The sequence below is a fragment of the Bacillus sp. OV322 genome (assembly GCF_900112495.1).
Classification (GTDB): Bacteria; Bacillota; Bacilli; order Bacillales; family DSM-1321; genus Peribacillus.
In genome coordinates this window covers 234157-252048 of the sequence record NZ_FOMA01000003.1, presented here as the reverse complement: position 1 = coordinate 252048, position 17892 = coordinate 234157, and the positions used below count along the sequence as shown (strand labels likewise).

The window sequence follows — 17892 nt, the reverse complement described above, 5'->3', positions numbered from 1 at the left end:
TTTGATTATCCTGCGCCGTAATTATATAATAAGTGGTGTCTGCAAGTTGGAATTAGTCAGAAAGGAGAATTTTTCATGGGATTATACATATTAATCGTCATCGCTGCTGCCGTTATTGTTTATTCAGCATTCAACTGGTTCAATCAGCGCCGCATTGTAAAGACGCTCAGCCAGGATGAATTCGTAGCCGGATACCGAAAGGCACAGCTGATCGATGTCCGCGAAACAAGCGAATATGATAATGGGCATATACTTGGTGCCAGAAATATTCCGCTTACCCAAATGAAGCCCCGCCTTAAAGAGCTTCGCCCGGACAAGCCGGTATATCTCTATTGCCAGAGCGGCCTAAGAAGCGCAAGGGCTGCACAGCTGCTTCACAAAAAAGGCTACAAAGAGCTGTATCATTTAAAAGGCGGCTTCAAGCAATGGAGCGGAAAAATCAAGTCAAACAATTAATAACGCCTGCTGAACATTCAGCACTTCTATAAATATGAACGAAACAGGAATCCATCAGCAATGGATTCTTTTTTTGTTTCCAGAGAAAACCTTTAAAGGATTGCTGCTATGAAACAAGGTGGTTGATTTCCGCTCCAGGATGCTCGCTTTCCGCGGGGCAGGCGGTGAGCCTCCTCGGCTGCTGTGCCTGCTGGGGTCTCACCTGTTCTGCTCATCCCGCAGGAGTCTCGCACCTTACGCTCCAATCAACCTGACTTAACCATACAAACGCCTCACACATCACATTAAAAACAACAATCTTTAATTAAAGTGCCTAATTAAAAGAATTTGCTTCGTATTTGAGTATTCCACAATAAACAAGGTCTATATATTCTTCGTCCTTTTTAACGTGTTCTCTTAGGCTCCCTTCCTTCTTCATACCTAATTTCTCAATAACTCTGCCTGAAGCCGGATTTGAATGAAAGTAGCGTGAAAACACTTTATTGTATCCCTTTTCCATAAATGCAAATTCAAGTATAGCTTTAGCCGCCTCCGTAGCATATCCATTTCCCCAATGTTCTTCTCCAATCCAATAGGCAAGCTCACCATTATCAGACTTTTAATGATTTGACAATGCTATTGCTCCGTATAACACTCCCCTAGTTTTATCTGCAAATTCAAAATACTTATCATTATTAAAATTACCAAGATGATTTTTTATCCAAGAGAGAGCGTCTTCTATTGAATACGGATACGGCAAATATAAAGTGTTTTTATAAAGATTGTAATTATTACATAGTTTAGCAACTTCTTGTGCATCCGTTTCATGAAATAGACGAAGACGCAGCCTATTTGTGTCTATTATTTTTTCCGTTTTACTATAAATCAATAGTCCACCCTCCTAGCAAGTAACATTTTTCTACAAAAAAAGTTTAGGAACAAATCAGTTAGTGATTTGGTCTTAAACTTGATATGTTACTTAACCTGTTTCTCCAATAACTGAACTGCTATAATAAAATATAATCTCGTTAAAACTCAATATAGAAAGGGTGTGCGTCTTCATTCAGACAGGATTCAATTCTTTGTCTAAAATTCTTCCAAGTGACCATTTCCAGTGCTTGCTCGATAGGATAATACCCTACTTCCAAACTTTCTGCTGACGTCGTTAATTTGCCTCCAACCGGCTTAGAAAAAAAACAGCGTATTGCATATGGAAGAGTTCACATTCTGGTATATTCCACAAAATAATAGAATTTCTTCTTGGTCATTCAATATAATAGTCGCTGCTGAAACTATATGTTTAGGAGGCGAGTAAATATTTTGTGTGCTTTGTACCAACTTAGTTCCCCATTTCTTTTGCTTTTTAGCAAACTTCGTTAATAATTTAGAAAATATCACAGGCCCGATTCTTTGAGAACAAACGGCTTTCTGACAATCACCTTGTAACCATTGTTTCTCCAATCATGAAAAATCCGTACTTATTCCAAAAATATGGATTAAGTACGGATTGTTTGCAGTTAGATCTACAAGGGTTTCCTTGGATTCTGTTTCCGGCGGTTCAATTATCATGCTTGAAGAAAAACGGCATTTGATAGGTGGTTATGTAAAATCAAGACACTACAGTCCTTAATTCAAATGGAATAATTCAGAAATGATTTCATCACTTCCCGGGATAAACATAAATACTGAAAACGAAATACATAACAATCCTATAAGCACTAAACTTAATCTCTTTTTCCCAAGCAGACCGTTCATGACTAAAAATAGTCCTGAAAATAATATAAGGAAATACCAAAATCCCATACATGAACCCCCTCATTTTTTTCAGCTTACTGCAAGCTCCACCTCTTTTTTATAGTCTCTTTTCTTAAAGATTGTTGTCTCTTAATGAGTTCTGCGAGGCGATCTCATTATTAAAAGAAGTTGATTGGAGCGTAAGGTGCGAGACTCCTGCGGGATTAGCGGGAAGGTGATACCCCGCAGGCGCAGCAGAGGAGGCTCACCGCCCGCCCCGCGGAAAGCGAGCATCCTGGAGCGGAAATCAACCCCTTGTTCCAAAGCTGCAAAGTTTACGAAACAGCCTTTTTATAACGAGGTGTTCGCTGTATATAACTTCACAATCCGTTTATCAATTTTAACATAAATATCCAGTTTAGTATAAACTAAACTGGATACTCAGCAGGAAGGCATCATTAATCTGTTTAAGGCAAGTCAGCCTTTACCTCTATTATTGCTTTAAATACCTGAGGACCGGCTTTCTGGCAGCAAGTGTTTCATCCAGCCGTTTAATGACGGTTGTATGCGGCGCTTCCTGCACAATTTCAGGGTTTTCTTCTGTTTCCTTAGCTATCTGGATCATCGCATCGATAAATGCATCAAGGGTTTCCTTCGATTCTGTTTCCGTCGGTTCAATCATCATGCATTCTTCCACATTCAACGGGAAGTAAATGGTTGGCGGATGGTATCCAAAATCAAGCAGCCTTTTTGCAATATCAAGCGTCCGTACACCGAGCTTTTTCTGGCGTCTTCCGCTGATGACAAATTCATGCTTGCAATGCCTGTCAAACGGCAGGTCATAATACGGTGCCAGCCTGCGCATCATATAATTCGCATTAATGACCGCATTTTCTGTGACAGCCTTGAGTCCATCAGGCCCCATGGAACGGATATACGTATATGCCCTGACATTGATTCCAAAGTTTCCGTAATAAGGCTTAACACGGCCAATCGACTGCGGGCGGTCATGATCAAAGCCGTACGCTCCGTCTTTCTTTACCACAAGCGGTTTTGGCAGGAATGGGATGAGGTCGCTTTTCACACCGACCGGGCCTGAGCCTGGTCCGCCGCCTCCATGCGGGCCTGTAAATGTTTTGTGCAAATTTAAATGCACCACATCAAATCCCATGTCGCCAGGGCGTGCCTTAGACAGTACCGCATTCAAGTTGGCTCCGTCATAATACAGCTTTCCTCCTGCTTCATGGATGACTGCAGCCATTTCAAGAATATTTTCTTCAAACAAGCCCAGTGTATTTGGATTGGTGAGCATCAATGCTGCTGTATCAGGACCAGTGACCCTTCTTAAATCCTCAAGATCAACCAGTCCATTTTCATCGGATTTTACAGTAACCGTCTCAAAGCCGGCTACTGTTGCTGAAGCAGGGTTTGTACCATGCGCAGAATCCGGGACGATTACCTTAGTGCGCCCATGGTCTCCATTTGCCTCATGGAAAGCGCGGATCATCATTAATCCTGTCCATTCCCCGTGAGCACCAGCAGCAGGCTGCAGGGTTACCTGATCCATGCCAGTGATTTCAATAAGATGTTCCTGCAGGTCATACATCAATTCAAGCGCTCCCTGGACGGTTCCTTCATCCTGAAGCGGATGGATATGGGCAAAGCCTGAGATGCGGGCTGCCTGTTCATTGATTTTCGGATTATACTTCATTGTACATGAACCGAGCGGATAAAAACCTGAATCAACACCATGGTTCCGGTGGGACAGAGCTGTATAATGGCGCATGATGTCCAGCTCTGAAACTTCAGGAAGCTCTGCTTCTTCTTCCCTTAGATATCCTTCAGGAAGCAAGTCTTCAAGCTTTGCTTCTTCAATATCCATTTCAGGCAGGCTATAGCCAATTCTTCCTGGTTTACTTAATTCAAAAATTAACGGCTGATCTTGGTTATTCATGGCTATCCCCCAGTTCTTTGGCAAAAGCGTCAATTTCCTCTTTCGTCCTTAATTCTGTGACCGCAACAAGCATGTGATCTTTTAGATCAGGATAGATCCGGCCCAAGTCGAAACCGCCGATAATGCCTTTTTTAAATAATTTTTGATTGATATCTTCAAAAGATGCAGGAAGTTTAACGACAAATTCATTGAAGGACGGGCCATCAAAGATAACTTCCAGGCCTTTCTCCTTTAGTGCTTTCTTCGCATAAAAGGCTTTTTGGATATTTTGCACGGCAATTTCCTTCGCGCCTTTTTTGCCAAGTGCTGTCATGGCTACTGAGGCAGCAAGGGCATTCAAGGCCTGGTTCGAGCAAATGTTGGATGTTGCCTTGTCCCTCCTGATATGCTGTTCTCTCGCTTGCAGGGTAAGCACAAATCCGCGTTTTCCGTCTTCGTCCACTGTCTGGCCGACAAGACGCCCTGGAACCTTCCGCATTAATTTATTCGTTACGGCAAAATAGCCGCAGTGTGGACCGCCAAAAGCCTGAGGGATTCCGAATGGCTGGGCATCGCCGGCTACGATATCGGCCCCGAATTTGCCTGGAGGCGTCAATGCCCCGAGTGCAAGCGGATTCGATGAAACAATAAACATGGATTTCACAGAATGAACAATTTCTTCTATTTCTTTCAGCGGTTCAATACGGCCGAAGAAATTCGGATACTGGACGATAACTCCTGCAATATCATCCGCCATCTGCTCTTTTAATGCCTCAAGGTCGGTAATTCCGTCACTGAAAGGAATTTCAATGACCTCCACATTCTGGCCTTTTGCATATGATTTGACGACTTCCCTTGATTCAGGGTGCACAGCACTGGAAAGAAGGATTTTCTTTCTTTTCGTATGCCCCGTGCTTAACATCGCCGCTTCGGCAAGAGCCGTACCGCCATCGTACATGGAGGAATTAGCAACATCCATTCCAGTCAGTTCACAAATCATAGTCTGGAACTCAAAAATGGCCTGCAGCTCTCCCTGAGAGATTTCCGGCTGGTATGGTGTATATGCTGTATAAAACTCTGAACGTGAAATAACATGATCAACGATAATAGGAGCATAATGATCATAAACACCTGCACCTAGAAATGAAGCATAGCTTTTTGTGTCGGCATTTTTCGAAGCCATTCTTGTAAGCTCTTTAATGAGAGATGATTCGGCTTTTGCCGGTTTGATGTTATATTCACCCTGGAAACGGACTTTTTCCGGTATGTCGCTGAAAAGCTCATCAACGGCTGAAACACCGATTTCAGCCAGCATTTCTTTTTTGTCTTGCTCTGTCATCGGCAGATAGCGATGCGTCATGTAATATTCATTCCCCTCTATTTTCTCGGTTTTTTATAAAAAGGTGTCGCTATGACTTTAGCTTTTAATCTTTTTGACCTGATTTCAACTTCCACTTCTGTGCCAATTTCAGTGAACTCCCTTTTTAATAGGGCAAGTCCCACATTTTTCTTCAGTGTCGGAGACTGGGTGCCTGTAGTGATCTCACCAATTTGCTCTCCCCCGGAAAATACAGGGTAGCCATGGCGCGGAATCCCTCTGTCTATCATTTCAATTCCAGCGCTTCTTCTTGGGGCTCCTTCTTCTTTTTGCTTCTTTAAAACAGATTTCCCGTAGAAATCTGCCTCTTTATCGGTTTTGACAGCAAAGCCGATTCCCGCTTCAATTGGAGTGATATCAGCCGTAAGCTCCTGTCCATAAAGAGCAAGATTGGCTTCAAACCGAAGCGTATCCCGGGCTCCAAGGCCAATAGGAAGGATGCCTTCCTCCTTGCCTGCAGCAAGGATTTCCCGCCAAAGTGCTGGACCGGATGCACTTTCACAGTAAATTTCAAATCCGTCCTCGCCTGTATAGCCCGTTCTTGAAACGAGCGCTGTGACTCCGTTCAAATCAACATCTTCCTTGAATTTAAAAAACCCTATTTCACTCAAATCAGTATTTTTAGATAATTTTTGAAGCACGGCTTCCGCTGCCGGGCCCTGAAGTGCAAGCTGGGCATACTGGGAAGAAACATTTGTCAATTCAACATTCTCTATTAAGCTGGCCTGAAGCCAATCAAAATCTTTATCGATATTAGCAGCATTGACTACCAAAAGATATTCTTCATCCGATTTTTTATATACGATCAAATCATCAACAGTTCCGCCATTTTCATAGCACATGGCCGTATATTGGGCTCCGCCGGGCTGCAGTTTCAGGATATCATTTGTCAGCATCTTCTGAAGAAATTCGATGCTTCCGGGTCCCTTCACTTCAAATTCACCCATATGTGAAACATCGAATAGCCCCGCCCTTGTCCGGACAGTTTCATGCTCTTCCTTTATTCCGGAAAACTGGACAGGCAATTCCCATCCGCCAAAATCAATCGTTTTGCCCCCGCTCTCACGGTACACTTCGAATAATGGTGTTCTTTTTAATTCTGTCAAAATGCTGCCTCCTTAAAAATAAGATTAAAAATCTTTCTTTTGCGGCTCATACAACGTTTCAGCTTTCATAGAAAAAGGGCATAAAAAAGGACAGAGCTGCCCTCTTTGGGCATAATTCTCTGTCCTGAAACCTGAAAGTTTACCTTTAGTAGGCTTTCCCCTTTGGTGGTCCCGTAACGCGGACTCTCTCCAGAGCTGCGTCCAGCAAGAGTTCTTTTGCCTGAGAGATTCGCTGTTAAGCTTGCTCCTTCGGCGCTGCACCATGCAGTCTCTCCCCATGCCTTCATCCGCTTATATTTTAAAGACCCATTGTACATACTATTAGAAAACCAATCAGCCAATATTATATCAGCGGCTGCATTTTACACGTTTTCTGCCAGTATGAAAATTTGTAAAACTCAAATTCTATTCCCATCCTACCACTAAGAATGTTTTTTCCGCAATAACTTTTATCTTGAAAACGCAAACAACTTACTATTTTTATTTTTCAACCTTCTAATGTTCGTGTTTAGCTCGATTTTATAGATATAATATTATTCATTCTGTTTAGGGGGCAAGACCATGAAGATTGAAATAAGCTTCGATCAAGACTGGGGAGAAGAGTTCTTAGAAAAGATTGAGAAAGACGGGCCATGGGCTAACTGGGAGTTATATAAACTGGCCGCAGATATCGAAAGGCGGCTGGTTGTCCCGGATTTTGAAGGTCTACAGGCGCCAAAGCATCTGCCGCAATTAGTCCCTCTTCCCCATCAGCTTGAGGCAGCAAAACAGGTAGTGGAAGAAATGAATGGAAAAGCGATCCTTGCCGATGAGGTAGGTCTTGGAAAGACGATTGAAGCAGGGCTTATATTAAAGGAATATATGATTCGCGGCCTGGTCAAAAAAGTCCTGATTCTTGTACCCGCTTCCCTTGTCAGCCAATGGGCCTTTGAATTGAATACCAAGTTCCACATTCCTGCAGTCGCCCAGAAAAAAAGCTATGTGTGGGAAGCCTGTGATTGTGTGGTGTCTTCGATCGATACGGCAAAGCGTGATCCGCACCGCGACATCATCTTTCAGCAGGAATACGATATGATCATTATTGATGAAGCACATAAACTCAAGAACAATAAAACTAAAAACTATGAGTTTGCACAGAATTTAAAGAAGAAGTTTTGCCTGCTTCTGACGGCAACACCGATTCAGAATAAACCCGAGGAAATCTTTCATCTTGTTTCCCTGCTGAAGCCGGGCCACCTGGGCAATGCCGCACTGTTCGCCGAGAAATATAAAGGCAAAGGCAGAAGTCTGAATGATGATGAACATCTGAAAGAACTGGTAAATACCGTCATGATTCGAAACCGCCGGGCCGATACCGGCATCGAGTGGACAAAAAGGATTGTGGAAACCATCATCATCGAGCTGTCGCCTACAGAGCGTGCCCTATATGATGGAGTGACGAATTTCAAGCCGGACTCAGGAGAAAAAACTGGAAGTGCCTTTTCGTCGCTCACACTGCAAAGAGAAGCGTGCAGCAGCCGGGAAGCTGTTTTTTATACATTAAAGAAAATGAAAGGCAAATATGAAAATCCTCCGGAGGAATTTTCAGCAAGGCTTGATCATTTATTCACACTGGTGAATGAAACAGAACGGAACTCCAAGGCTGAGAAGGCCCTGGAGCTGATACAGAAAATTAATGATAAAGTGATCATTTTCACTGAATACCGTGCAACACAGCTTTATCTTCAGTGGTATCTGCAGCAGCATGGCATCAATTCCGTTCCCTTCAGGGGGGGCTTCAAAAGAGGTAAAAAGGATTGGATGCGAGAGCTCTTCCAAAACCGGACACAGGTTTTGATTGCAACAGAAGCAGGCGGCGAAGGTATCAACCTTCAATTTTGCCATCATCTGATCAATTTTGACCTCCCGTGGAACCCGATGCGGCTTGAACAAAGAATCGGCCGTATTCATAGGCTCGGACAAAAAGAAGATGTAAGAATTTATAACTTTGCCACCCAGGATACAGTCGAAGAACATATCCTGAAGCTTTTGTATGAAAAAATCAATTTATTTGAAAAGGTAATCGGCGAGCTCGATGATATCCTGACAAAATTAGATATCGGAAACATAGAGGAATATCTGGTAGACGTTGTCGGGGAATCCCGGACAGAAGGCGAAATGAAAATTAAAATGGAAAATCTTTCGTCGCTTATTAAATTTGCGCAGGAAATGAAGGATGGTGATCACTTTGCAGCAGCAGGAAATCCATGAGTTTCTAAAAAAGTACTTCCAGTCGAACCAGTGTGAAATTCTTGAGGACCACAGCTCCCATCTGGTTGTCCAGCTTACGGTGGAAATGGATAAAGCGCTGATGAACCGTCCTTTCTATTGGCACTATCTTGAAAAAACCGGCGGCGAGCCCAACCCTCAGAAGCTGACATTAATCACGGATTCAGCTCAAGCACCAGAAGATCTTAAAGGCGAAGTGATACACTTCGGTTCACCGCGTCTTCACCAGATTTTTGCTTCTACAAAGGAGCTTGCAGGATTCATCAGGCTTTATGAAGACATCCAGCAGCAGGGAACTGCCAAACACTCCCTGTTTCCATGGCTGAATTTGAATGTGAAGGTTTCTTATCAGTGCGACAGGAAGAAGGATGTCTTCTTATCGGTTGCCCTCAATTTAATCTCAGGAGAAGTGCTGGATGAATTTCATGATAAAATCCTCTCCTTAAAAATGACACCCAAAATTCCGGATTTTTCTTTTACACTTTCGCCGCTTATCAAGCATAAAAGCGGGCTGTCGCGCCTGGATACCTTCATCCGGAAAAACTATGTAGAAGGTGATGACCATTCCTGGGCAGAAGAAGCGATAAACCGCTGGAACGCAGATCTTCAGCTTCTAGAGCATTTCTATGAGGATATGGAAGAAAAAAATGAAAGCTATTATACAGAAAAAGAAGCGCTTCGGGCTCAATATGAACCGAAAATCGACATCTCCATTGTAAATGGCGGATTATTTTATTTAACGGATTCCTTTTACAGGCAAAAAAATCATGCATAAAAAATACCGGTTAGCAGGGATCGTCGCCTGTTATCCGGTTTTTTCAATAAAAAATACCCTTTCGGCAGGAAAGGGCATGTTTACTTCCTTTTAATCAGCATTTTTAAAGCAAAAGGCACAATGCCAAACCAGGTGCTCATAAAGGGCTGCTTATTTTCCTTTTTCATCTGCCTTTGCTCTTTGCGCTGATTTTTTGGCACATTTGTATACATCACAAACTGCTGAGTTAAAAATTTAATATAATCATTCGCTGACATCTTTATCACCCATTAGCAAGTATGCACAGATCGCAAGCTTTTTATTACAACTACCGCTCCCTCCATTCAGTGATTTTGGCCGAAGATAGATTAAAAATAAAAACGGATTCACTTTTGCGGCCGGACTTTGTAGTGGCAAAAAGCGTAGCCTGAACGATTTGCGGACTCTGTTTTTTCACCTGATAATACACGTCCCCATTTTGATAAAAGAAAATTCCTGTGCTGATTTTCCCTGTAATATCCTTGGGCAGCATGATAGAAAGATCCTTGGCTGCAAGCTTCAGTAAATGGTCATTCACAAGCTTTTCTTCTGTCTCTTTGTGAAACTTCTTATCAGGCACATACCGGTCGATGGCAAATAGTGCTGCTGAAATGAACGCTGCAGCAACCACCATCATGATTGGAAAAACCATGCCTTTTTGATTATTCATTCCGGCTCGTTATATAGGGCCTCAGAATTCTTGAAAAGGAAGCCCCTTCCTTGTCTGTCACTGTCAAAACAATCGACTTCCCCTCTTTTTTTGCATAAAAACTTTTTATGTTCTGCAAAAGAACCTCATAGCCTGCCCCGTTCAGTTTCCTCCTTAACTTATCCTGGTATTTCTCGATGGTTACCACATCGCTGCCGACGACTAAATACACCGTGTCACCGGATGCCTCCTGGCTTGTTGACTGTCTGACTTCCCTTTTTATCTGGTGGATGCAAATTTCCCATTCTCTGGGGTTGATGCTGCTCCTAGATCCAAGGCTGGTATGAAGAAAGGCAGCCATCTGCAGAACAAGAGACGAAATGGACAGCAGCACAACAAGAGATGCCAGCATCTCTGCCATGGTAAATCCGTCATCTTTTCGCAGCATCACAAAATGTTTCTTCCCGCCCGTTTGCTTTTTTATATGTTATGCACCCTTCCATCATCCCCTGGGACACCGCAGATTCCCTCCAGGTTAATATATAGCTGTGCCCTCTGCTTTTAAGACTGCCTGATGCCTGTCCCTCTCCATCCATATACGCATCAAGCTGCTCATAAAGCAGATGATAAGCTTCTGTCTTCATGAAAAGATCACTCCGGTCATGCCGGATTTTGCTTATTATCGGGAAGATAGACACTGCCAGGAAGACGCATAGAAAAAAAGAAGCGAGCATTTCCAGATAAATGTAGCCGCTAGAGTTTTTCAATTCGGAACCTCCCTTTGCCAATGTTAAGGGTCAATTTGTATGTGTCATCAGGGGTAAAAATAAACCAGGCACCTGCTATGGATACGTTGCCGTTTGAGGTGAAATAAATAATTAAGTTCATGGTCCCCTTCACAAAATCAATGTCATGCGGAATCTCCCTGCTTTTTACAATTCCGTCTTCCATGGTATATATCTGATATTTTGAAAGAGCCGAATCTATCGCAAAACTGGTATATGCCTGGTGGCTGATGGCGTATTGCTGGGCATACAATATATCATCATTTAAATCAGTAAGAAATTGCCTTGTTTCCTGATGGTCCATAAACCTTGGATAAAGCCCCCAGGAGACAGAGTAGATTAAGATGAAGATGCTTAAAACGATCAGCATTTCAGCGAGCGTGTAGCCCCCTTCATATTTCATTTTCTTTAGGCAAATATCATTTTCCGCCATTATCCGAAACACTTACCTGTCCGCTCGTATCAATAGTGACGGCCGATCCATTCGGGCAGGAGGTTTCCTTCAGGTAGCCTTCTGTTTTTAACTCCGCAACTCCAGCCGGAAGCTTATTATGGTCAATCTGATAGGCCTCAACCTGAGCCTGCACCATTTTCGAAAAGGCTTCGCATCCCTTTGTCTGAATGGTTGATTGATGCTTGGTGATATTCGGGACCGTTATAATCAGCAAAATGGAAATCACTAATAATACAATGAGCATTTCAATAAGGGTAAAACCTTTTTCATTCATCGTTTTTCCTCCTTAAATTCCGTCAAGCAATGAAAACATCGGCATGAGTACTGCCAGATAAATGGAAACAACCAGTAATCCGATAATAGAAAACAGCAAAGGCTGTATGATCCTTACAATCATGGCCATCCTTTCTTCTATTTTCTTCAGCAGATAGGAACTGTAATGAAACAGCTCCTGATCCAGCCGTCCATGCTTTTGCCCGTTCGCTGTAATAATGCCAAGATGCTTCTCAAAGTAAGGCATCTCCCCTATGATTTTCTCGAGGGATTTTCCTTCCGTCAATTCTTCGCGTATCCTGGTGCATAGCTTATTGTAGAACGGCTGCTGCTGATTTCTTGAAAATAATGTGATGCTTTCATTAATGGAGAGCCCGCCAGACAGCAAACCGCTGAATTGGCTGGCAAAAAAGTGGGTTTCGAATAACCGGATGAAAGAACCGGCAATGGGGATGCGAAGCAGGAGGCTCCTCTGTTTCAAGGGGCAAAGCTTCCTGAACCAGAACTGCCTTAAAAGCAGGATGCAAAATAAAAGGATGCCAAGTATCCATGGAACTTCCTTGAGGATTTTTGTAAAGCTGAGAACCAGATTCATAAATACATTTTCTTTGGCGTCCATCGATTGAAAGAGAACTTGGAATTTGGGGATCAGGACCTTCTGAAGCACATAAAAAACATTGCCTGCAAACACGAGCAGGAAAATCGGATAAAAAAGCAAATTCTTGATTTTCTCCATATCCTGAGCCCGTTTCTGCCAGTAGGATCCTGCATCTTTAAGCGCCTTTGCCAGCTGTCCATAGTGTTCCGCATAAAATATGTAGCTGATTAATTGGGGATGAAAGCGAAGCTCGCTTAACACAGAATGAAGCGGGTTTCCGTCCCGCAGACTTAAAAGGGCGTTTTCTAAGTCTGCCGTCTTTTTCTTCGTTTCCTGGAGTTTCAGGAAGTGGAGCGCCTGCGAGAGCGGATATCCATTTTCCAGCAGATCGCCGAGCCTGGATAATAACAGTGCCTGTTCCTTCATATTCCATTTACTTCGCTTCATCTTCATGCACCAGCCGGTCAAATTCCTCTCGCTTTACATAGCCCATGGCCACTGCCTTGCTGATTTCGTCCTTCAGTGTACGATACTTTATTTTTCCTTTTTCGCCCTTCGCTGTCTGCAGCACACGGGTAAGCTCTTTTCCGTACAGCAATTCATACACGCTTGCCCGCTTGCTTCTTTTTTTGTCCTCGCATTCTTCTGTACACACCTCTTTGCAAAAAGGGCATTTTAGCTCTAATAGCCGCTGTGCAGTTACAGCAATCAGTGTCTGCTGTATTTCAAGCCAGTTTACGCCAAATTCCATCAGGCGGTATACCGCTCCTTCTGCATCACGTGTATGCATGGTGGTTAATATAAGATGTCCTGTCAGCGCTGCTCTTACAGCGATTTTGGCTGTTTCCGCATCCCGGATTTCCCCGACCATAATGATGTCCGGGTCATGCCTCAATGCAGCCTTAAGCCCGACTGAATACGTAATGCCGGCTTTTTCATTAATCTGCACCTGCAGCACTTTTTCAGATTCATTTTCTATGGGATCTTCAAGTGTGATGACATTTCGGTTGATGATTTCTTTTGCGTGGTGGAGCAGGGAGTAAAGGGTGGTCGTTTTGCCGCTTCCAGTTGGGCCGGTAAAGATGATCATGCCATGGGAGTGTTTAAGGAGAGCGATGAGTTTATTGGCAGTGCTGCCAAAGAGCGATAAACGTTCAAGAGGAAGGATTGCATGCTGCGGGATCAAACGGATCACAAGGCTTTCTGAATAAGATGCGGGAAGTGTCGACAGCCTGAGACCGACCGTTTTTTTGTCCAAAGTCATGGTGATGGCACCGCTCTGCGGCCTTCTTTTTTCGCCGATATCCATCGATGCAAGAAACTTAAAATGGGATATGAGCCTGTCAGATTCATCCTGGGTGAGTACTTCCTGGGGATACAGCTTGTTATCTATGCGGAACTGGACGAGCGGCCCTTCCTTGCGGGGAAGAATGTGGATATCAGAAGCAGACAAGCGGATAGCGCTTGATAATATATGATCTGCTGTTTTTTCAATGGATTCCAACCATTTTACACCTCCTTATTTGAATAACTATATATTTCGGCATTATTCCTGGTATTCCTTCTTTATTCTCAATTTATTTTAAATGGTATTGAATCTACCTTCCTAAGGCTTGTTTTCTTAGCTTGATAGGAAATAATCGGATTGACCAAGATGTATAGATACTGACTTCCCACAAGACATTGAATAATTGGTGTATGGTAATGTCCTGTAGATTCAAAAATGACTGCTGGCCTAACCCCAGTATATTCCTCAAAATTCTCTCAAAAAAGAAATAAGCGATCTAAATCCTCCTTGGTATGTTTTACACTGAAACTTTCCCCGAACAGCTTGTCTTTATCAAAAAAAGCTTGAACCTCACTTTCTCCTTTAGCTACATCTAGGCCAATGAGTGGATTCATTAATATCTCTCCCTTATTTTTACTCACCAGTAACCCCTATCCCTTCCTGTAGTTCCATAGCTTCGCTTGTTATACGAGATCATTTGTCCCAACCAGCCTCAAACATCATCTACAATTAGGGGGCGAACAGTTTAGTTGACGAGATCTAACTCCCACGCACCCGTACGTTCTACCCTACTGGGTCCTATAAAAAAAAGAGTAACCAGTAAAAACTGGTTAACTCTATAATACGAAGTACTCTATAGTTTAAGTCAATATTTCACAATGTCTGAGATGTTATAACTTTAATAATTGCATCTAATTGTATGGCGTTTGCAAAGTTTAAAATCTCTGCTTTTGTATAAGGTGTTGCATAGGAGTCTGTTTGAATATCATAACTTTGGATAATGATTGTGTATGGGTTATTTTTGTAAGTTATTTCCGAAACAGCTATAATATATTTTTTCTGTTGTGGTTTATTTGACAATTGAGACTCTGGTACTAAACTCCATTTTTCCTGTTTCTCAATTATCTTATGATTGTTATGAAGGTCAAGATGACCTTTGAAAATTTGAATATAAAAATGGTTATTATTTCCGTTTAAACTGAAATATAGAGTATGTGTGGGATTAGAGGTTAATCCTGCATTTACAATTTTATATTCATCTGAACGGTTGGTTATTTCATTTTGAAGTTCTCTTTTTTTAATTTCTGTGAATATTTTGTTAGATATTTTATTAGACCCACCTATATGTAAGCTTTCCAGTCGATTCTTATAGCCGTTCGGAACTACCTCAGTAGCATTTTGAGTTAAACTATTGGCAGATATTTCCTGAAAAAAAATGGTTGTAGTAAAAAACAGTATCGCAATAACCAGTACAGTAAATTTCTTAACATTCACAATGTTTTCCCTCCTTTTACCAAAAATACCATAAAAATACTGTAAAACAAAGTGAAAATAGATTATATGAATTAATTTAGTTTAGGATTCTTTATATTTTCTCTTTGATTCCTTTGATGTTTCTTCTTCAACTAAACCAGCTAATATGAGTCAAAAACTTCTTATTAAAATATATTTTCTTCCCTGTTATACTTTTTGAAGACACGCCAAAAAACCCTCCAAACATTAATTGGAAGGTTTTTCATAAGATGCTTTTAATTGTGGATTAATCCAAGTCTAGGAACTCCTCATTCCTTTTTAGGATTGCATAAATCCAGTGTAAGAGTTTGTTTACACAAGCGATCATTGCTACTTTTGAAGGCTTCCATTCATTTCGTTTCCGATTATAATACTCTTTTAGCTTCTTGTTTCTGGAGCTTTTAATCCCGCATAAAACGGCCATATACAAAGCGTGCCGTAATCGGCTTGAACCTCGTTTAGTAATATGAATTATAGTAGCTGTGAACTGATGAATGTACACTTGGATCTATTCCTGCGTAAGCCACATGTTTCTTAGGGTGATTAAACCGGTCAATTTCTCCGATTTCTGAAATGATCGTTGGCGCGATCTTTCCTCCTATACCGGGAATGGATTGGATTATCTTACATTCTTTAATTTCTTCTGCCAAGACATCTATCTCCGCCTCTATACTGGCTAGGTGTTCTTGGTACTGAAGAAGCATAGAGATATACATAAAATGATAAGCATCAACGGCATCCGTCTTTACCTTCCTAAGGCTTGTTTCATGGGTTGATTTGGAATAATCGGATTGACCAAGATATAAAGATATTGATTGTCCTCCAGACATTGAATAATTGGTGTATGGCCTCCCTGTAGTTCCATAGCTTCGCTTGTTATGCGAGATCTTGTCCCAACCAGCCTCAAAACATCTTTCTACTAGTAGGGGGCGAACAGTTTAGTTCACGAGATCTTATTCCCACGCACCTTACGTTCTACCCTGGCTACTGAAATAATAGATCCTATAAAAAAAGAGCAACCAGTAAAAACTGGTTAACTCTATAATTCGAAGCACCCTATAGTTTAAGTACATTGTTTCACGTACAGAAATTCACCCTTCAGTTTAAGAATCTTGTTTAAATTTGAAAAGATTGGACTAAACAATCCTCTCCATCTACCATTTTCTTTTCTTCTTCGAATTTAATATTTAGCTCACTAAAAACTTTTCTCCAAAATAAAATAGCAGGAGCATTCTTCTCTAATTCAATCACAAAGTATCTACCTTTTTTGTGTTTAAATAGGTCCTTTAATAATGAAATTGCGATTCCTTTTCTTCTATATTTTCTCAACATAAAAATATCATTAATACTGTAATCATATTCCTTTCTTAAAAAAGGTCTTTCTAATAGCAATAAAAACCCTACAATCGACTTTTCTATTTTAAGAAAATATGGTGTTAACCCTTCTCTCTCCCAAATTAATTCTAATGAATCAAATTCAAATGAACCATTTGTTGATATATCTATATCCTCGGTATACTCTGAAAGGTCGTGTAAATAAAGAGAGTATAAATTCTGAAGAATATGCTTTTCATCTTTGGAAATTGAGCTTAGTGTAACTGTCATTGTTAAACCTCTTTTCAATTTCAATAGCTTGTCGAAGAAAATGGGAAGTACCGAATATTCAATAAAAAATAACGTTAGATTAAATGAAGGAAACCTTTTACTAAGGGGTTTCCTTCCTTTATATCAAAAATCAACATTAACATTAACAGAGCCAATAACTAAAAAGTTGTGCGGGTTAGTTACTTGTAAATCTGTTAGCTTTGTGAATATGATCAGTTTCTGTATCTATATTATATCTGAAGATTTGTTACGTCTTTTTCGAATGATGACAAAGGCGGTGGCAGCCAGTGCAGCGAGCAGGATTATGCTTCCGTACAAGACAACAGGGCTGAGTGCCTTATCATTATCAAGGTCTTTGGATGTGTCTCCCCCGCCGCCTCCTCCGACAGAACTGTCATTTCCGTTAGCATCTAAAATAGGCTTCGCATCTTTATATCTTTCGATGATATCTTTCCTGAATTGTATGACATTCACAGCTGCAGGGAGTATTTTTTTTGCTGAATCATTTAACCCGCTTACCTTGCCGTTTTGATACAGATACCAGGCATTTCTCGGCATTTCATCAAAAATTTTCGTGTCAGGACTTGGCTTTAATCCGACAAGATTTTCCGCAAGACTCTTTCCATATCCGAAAGTAGAAAATTCATATTTATTTTCTTCATTTCTATACGTCCCAATCACATTAACAGGTTTGCCTTCCTGATAAACAACGGAAATCCATTCATTGGCCTGTATTAATCCCTTGTGGGCTTCCTTTATATCATCTGTACTTTTTTTGAACTCCCTCGTCATCGAATAGGTGGGGAGCAAATCACCAAATCTGATATCTTCGGTATTATCTGTGAGGTAATAGTAAGATGGATTATCTTGTTGTATAGTGTCCACAACTATTTTTTTAAAATGATTCTCCGCAAATTCCTTAGCCTTTGCCGGCACTTCACCTTTTCCCTTCGGAAAATAGAATTCAGCAGCACTGGCTCCTTGAATGGTTAAAAAAAATGTGAACAGAAACAAAATAATAGAAGACAGTTTTATTTTTTTCAAATCCCCGGCCCCATTTCTGATAACTCGAAACACCCTT

The 17892-nt window shown here is 41.4% G+C and carries 19 protein-coding genes, 3 pseudogenes and 1 riboswitch; of the genes and pseudogenes, 3 read left to right on the top strand and 19 right to left on the bottom strand.

Going from position 1 to position 17892, the window contains the following annotated elements:
* Positions 1–75: 75 nt before the first annotated feature.
* Positions 76–456, top strand: coding sequence for a rhodanese-like domain-containing protein (locus BM126_RS09025; protein ID WP_071350306.1), 381 nt, complete (start codon positions 76–78; stop codon positions 454–456).
* Positions 457–769: 313 nt separating this feature from the next.
* Here BM126_RS09025 and BM126_RS09020 read toward each other — a convergent pair.
* The 6 genes and pseudogenes from BM126_RS09020 to gcvT form a co-directional block, all read right to left on the bottom strand.
* Positions 770–1324, bottom strand: a pseudogene (locus BM126_RS09020) (GNAT family N-acetyltransferase).
* A 139-nt stretch (positions 1325–1463) separates the two neighbouring features.
* Positions 1464–1773: pseudogene (locus BM126_RS22805) on the bottom strand (ADP-ribose pyrophosphatase).
* A 288-nt stretch (positions 1774–2061) separates the two neighbouring features.
* Entirely contained in the window at positions 2062–2238 is a 177-nt protein-coding gene (locus BM126_RS22285) for a hypothetical protein (RefSeq protein WP_177201370.1), read from the bottom strand.
* A gap of 424 nt (positions 2239–2662) precedes the next feature.
* Positions 2663–4123, bottom strand: a complete 1461-nt coding sequence (gcvPB, locus tag BM126_RS09010; protein ID WP_090989195.1) for an aminomethyl-transferring glycine dehydrogenase subunit GcvPB — start codon at positions 4121–4123, stop codon at positions 2663–2665.
* A complete protein-coding gene (gene gcvPA / locus BM126_RS09005) occupies positions 4116–5462 on the bottom strand; it encodes an aminomethyl-transferring glycine dehydrogenase subunit GcvPA (RefSeq protein WP_090989194.1) in 1347 nt (448 codons plus the stop codon). The genes gcvPB and gcvPA overlap by 8 nt, the downstream gene beginning before the upstream one ends.
* Before the next feature lie 17 nt (positions 5463–5479).
* Entirely contained in the window at positions 5480–6586 is a 1107-nt protein-coding gene (gene gcvT / locus BM126_RS09000; RefSeq protein ID WP_090989193.1) for a glycine cleavage system aminomethyltransferase GcvT, read from the bottom strand.
* 198 nt (positions 6587–6784) lie between these two features.
* A riboswitch (glycine riboswitch) is annotated at positions 6785–6873 on the bottom strand.
* A gap of 274 nt (positions 6874–7147) precedes the next feature.
* On the opposite strand from gcvT, the gene BM126_RS08995 reads away from it, so the two are divergent.
* Positions 7148–8836 (top strand): DEAD/DEAH box helicase, encoded by a 1689-nt coding sequence (locus tag BM126_RS08995; protein WP_090989192.1) that lies wholly within the window; start codon positions 7148–7150, stop codon positions 8834–8836.
* Positions 8814–9629: a YqhG family protein gene (locus BM126_RS08990; RefSeq protein ID WP_090989191.1), complete on the top strand. Its 816-nt coding sequence runs from the start codon at positions 8814–8816 to the stop codon at positions 9627–9629. The genes BM126_RS08995 and BM126_RS08990 overlap by 23 nt, the downstream gene beginning before the upstream one ends.
* Before the next feature lie 80 nt (positions 9630–9709).
* Here BM126_RS08990 and BM126_RS08985 read toward each other — a convergent pair whose 3' ends face one another.
* The 13 genes and pseudogenes from BM126_RS08985 to BM126_RS08925 form a co-directional block, all read right to left on the bottom strand.
* Entirely contained in the window at positions 9710–9886 is a 177-nt protein-coding gene (locus BM126_RS08985) for a YqzE family protein (protein WP_090989190.1), read from the bottom strand.
* Positions 9887–9936: 50 nt separating this feature from the next.
* Positions 9937–10317, bottom strand: coding sequence for a competence type IV pilus minor pilin ComGG (gene comGG / locus BM126_RS08980; protein ID WP_090989189.1), 381 nt, complete (start codon positions 10315–10317; stop codon positions 9937–9939).
* Entirely contained in the window at positions 10310–10744 is a 435-nt protein-coding gene (gene comGF, locus BM126_RS08975) for a competence type IV pilus minor pilin ComGF (protein ID WP_090989188.1), read from the bottom strand. Before comGF ends, comGG begins: the two co-directional genes overlap by 8 nt.
* The gene (locus tag BM126_RS08970) at positions 10728–11063 is read right to left on the bottom strand and encodes a hypothetical protein (protein ID WP_090989187.1); all 336 of its coding nucleotides are present in this window, start codon (positions 11061–11063) and stop codon (positions 10728–10730) included. The genes comGF and BM126_RS08970 overlap by 17 nt, the downstream gene beginning before the upstream one ends.
* Positions 11050–11484: a competence type IV pilus minor pilin ComGD gene (gene comGD / locus BM126_RS08965; RefSeq protein WP_141770050.1), complete on the bottom strand. Its 435-nt coding sequence runs from the start codon at positions 11482–11484 to the stop codon at positions 11050–11052. The genes BM126_RS08970 and comGD overlap by 14 nt, the downstream gene beginning before the upstream one ends.
* A 16-nt stretch (positions 11485–11500) precedes the next feature.
* Positions 11501–11809 (bottom strand): competence type IV pilus major pilin ComGC, encoded by a 309-nt coding sequence (gene comGC / locus BM126_RS08960; protein ID WP_090989185.1) that lies wholly within the window; start codon positions 11807–11809, stop codon positions 11501–11503.
* A 12-nt stretch (positions 11810–11821) separates the two neighbouring features.
* A complete protein-coding gene (gene comGB, locus BM126_RS08955) occupies positions 11822–12859 on the bottom strand; it encodes a competence type IV pilus assembly protein ComGB (protein WP_090989184.1) in 1038 nt (345 codons plus the stop codon).
* A complete protein-coding gene (comGA, locus tag BM126_RS08950) occupies positions 12840–13910 on the bottom strand; it encodes a competence type IV pilus ATPase ComGA (protein ID WP_090989183.1) in 1071 nt (356 codons plus the stop codon). The genes comGB and comGA overlap by 20 nt, the downstream gene beginning before the upstream one ends.
* A gap of 260 nt (positions 13911–14170) precedes the next feature.
* Entirely contained in the window at positions 14171–14335 is a 165-nt protein-coding gene (locus BM126_RS22800) for a hypothetical protein (protein ID WP_256213034.1), read from the bottom strand.
* Positions 14336–14567: 232 nt separating this feature from the next.
* The gene (locus BM126_RS08940) at positions 14568–15188 is read right to left on the bottom strand and encodes a hypothetical protein (RefSeq protein ID WP_090989182.1); all 621 of its coding nucleotides are present in this window, start codon (positions 15186–15188) and stop codon (positions 14568–14570) included.
* A 265-nt stretch (positions 15189–15453) separates the two neighbouring features.
* Positions 15454–15922 (bottom strand): annotated as a pseudogene (locus BM126_RS08935) (transposase); the annotation flags it as partial.
* Between the two features lie 400 nt (positions 15923–16322).
* Positions 16323–16811 (bottom strand): GNAT family N-acetyltransferase, encoded by a 489-nt coding sequence (locus BM126_RS08930; RefSeq protein WP_090989181.1) that lies wholly within the window; start codon positions 16809–16811, stop codon positions 16323–16325.
* Positions 16812–17036: 225 nt separating this feature from the next.
* On the bottom strand, positions 17037–17855 hold the full coding sequence (locus tag BM126_RS08925) for a hypothetical protein (RefSeq protein ID WP_090989180.1): 819 nt from the start codon (positions 17853–17855) through the stop codon (positions 17037–17039).
* Positions 17856–17892: the final 37 nt, after the last annotated feature.